2 protein-coding genes are annotated in these 1,749 nt (G+C 58.0%); one reads left to right on the forward strand and one right to left on the reverse strand.

Features of this window, described 5'->3' with window-relative positions:
- Positions 1-1,337 (reverse strand): MFS transporter (locus KGB14_RS24370; RefSeq protein ID WP_223489204.1); only part of this gene is annotated, 1,337 nt, incomplete at its 3' end.
- Positions 1,338-1,480: 143 nt separating this feature from the next.
- On the opposite strand from KGB14_RS24370, the gene KGB14_RS24375 reads away from it, so the two are divergent.
- The coding region (locus KGB14_RS24375) for a LysR family transcriptional regulator (protein ID WP_223489202.1) at positions 1,481-1,749 on the forward strand (269 nt) is incomplete at its 3' end.

The raw sequence follows: 1,749 nt of genomic DNA on the forward strand, positions 1-1,749 counted from the left end.
AGGCGTTGCGCGATAGTTGAATAGTCAACGGCGGACAGTTTGACCGAGGTACTGATGCTCAGATGGTGTGCGACCAGAGCCGTCAGCACCGCAACAGTGATCGCCAGGGCGACACCCTCGCTGGCCACCCGCGTCGTGTTGAAAATACCAGCGGCCATCCCCGCCCGTTTCTTGGGGATCACGCTGATCGACAAACCATCCATCAAACCCCAGGGCAGGCCTGTACCGATACCGGTCAGCAGCATGGCCGCGATGATCTGCGCGTGCGTGCCGACCGGGATCGTACTCAGCCAGTAGAGCCCGGCCGCTGCGATCACGAAACCGATTGCGCAGAGTACGCCCGCCGACAACCAGCGAGTTAGCGACGCGGCAATGATCGGGACAATCAGCATAGGGGCAGAGAGTGCCAACATCATCAGCCCCGCTTCAAAGGCACTGGCCCCTTCCACGCCGATAAACCGAAACGGCAGCAATACGATCAAGACGATGTAGCAATAGCAGGTGCCGATCGGCAGGATCTGTACACCGACAAAGCGCGGAAACAAAAATAGCCCCAGTTCCAGCATCGGATGTTTTGCCCGATTCTCAACAATGATAAACAGCAGCAAAAAGACCGCCGACGTTCCAAGCAGTACATGGATGACCGGCGAGCCCCAGCCTTGCTCAGGTGCTAGGATCACCGCCGTGGTAAACATGATCAGCAGGCCGGAAAACGTCAGCACGCCGGGCGTATCCAGTCGCTGTGCTTGCGGGTCGCGGCTTTCGCGCATTTTCGGCAGGGCAAATATCAAGGAAAGGATGGCGAGCAGGGCCGTGAAAAGGAAAATTGCGCGCCAGCCCAAGTACTCGATCAGCAACCCCGATAACAACGGACCGAAGGCCAGGCCAACCCCGAAAGTGGTGCCCAGAAGGCTGAAAGCACGAGTTCTGGCATGCCCATCAAATTCCTGCGCCAGTGCCGCCGAACCGCTGGCCAGGGCTGCCGCCGCGGCAATGCCTTGCACGCCACGCAACAGGTCCAGCCAGAAAATATCGGGGACCGCCGCCAACAGGATCGACACCAGTGCAAACAACGCCATGCCGCACATGAACAGTCGCTTGCGTCCGTAGAGGTCAGCGAGGGTGCCGGCGGCCATCAGCAGGCTGCCGAAGCTAAGCATGAAGGCATTGGTGATCCAGGCCAGTTCCGTGGGATGGGCATCAAAGGTTTGACCAATGAACGGCGTGGCCACTGCCCCGCCGGTAAAGCTCATGGGCAATACCAAGGCGGCGAGGCAAATTGCAGCCAATATGGAGTGCCGGCCATGGGCCGGCAGCGGTTCGGTAGCTGAGTTCATTAGGTGATTCCCTGCATATCTATGAAGTATCCGTGCTGTCCAGGCCGAGGCGCGCGATCGTTCGTACACTCTAGTTAGGATACAATCGAAGATAAACGGGCTTTTATTCCACTTATAGTGAACCAAAAGGATGCAATCGAGTTGTGGACAGTCTTAGTGGGGTGATCTCATTCGTAAAAACCGCCGAGGCGCTCAGTTTCATAAGCGCCGCCAGGGCGCTGGGGATTTCTGCCTCGGCCGTGGGCAAAAACGTCGCCAAACTTGAGGCTTCGCTGAATGTGCGGTTATTGCACCGCAGCACCCGCAAAGTCAGCCTGACTGCGGAGGGACAGTTGTTCTATGAACGCTGCCGCAAGATCCTCGACGATCTTCAAGATGCCCGGGCGATGCTTTCCCATGCAACACAGGAACC

It is taken from the genome of Pseudomonas sp. A-RE-19, assembly GCF_019956555.1.
Classification (GTDB): Bacteria; Pseudomonadota; Gammaproteobacteria; order Pseudomonadales; family Pseudomonadaceae; genus Aquipseudomonas.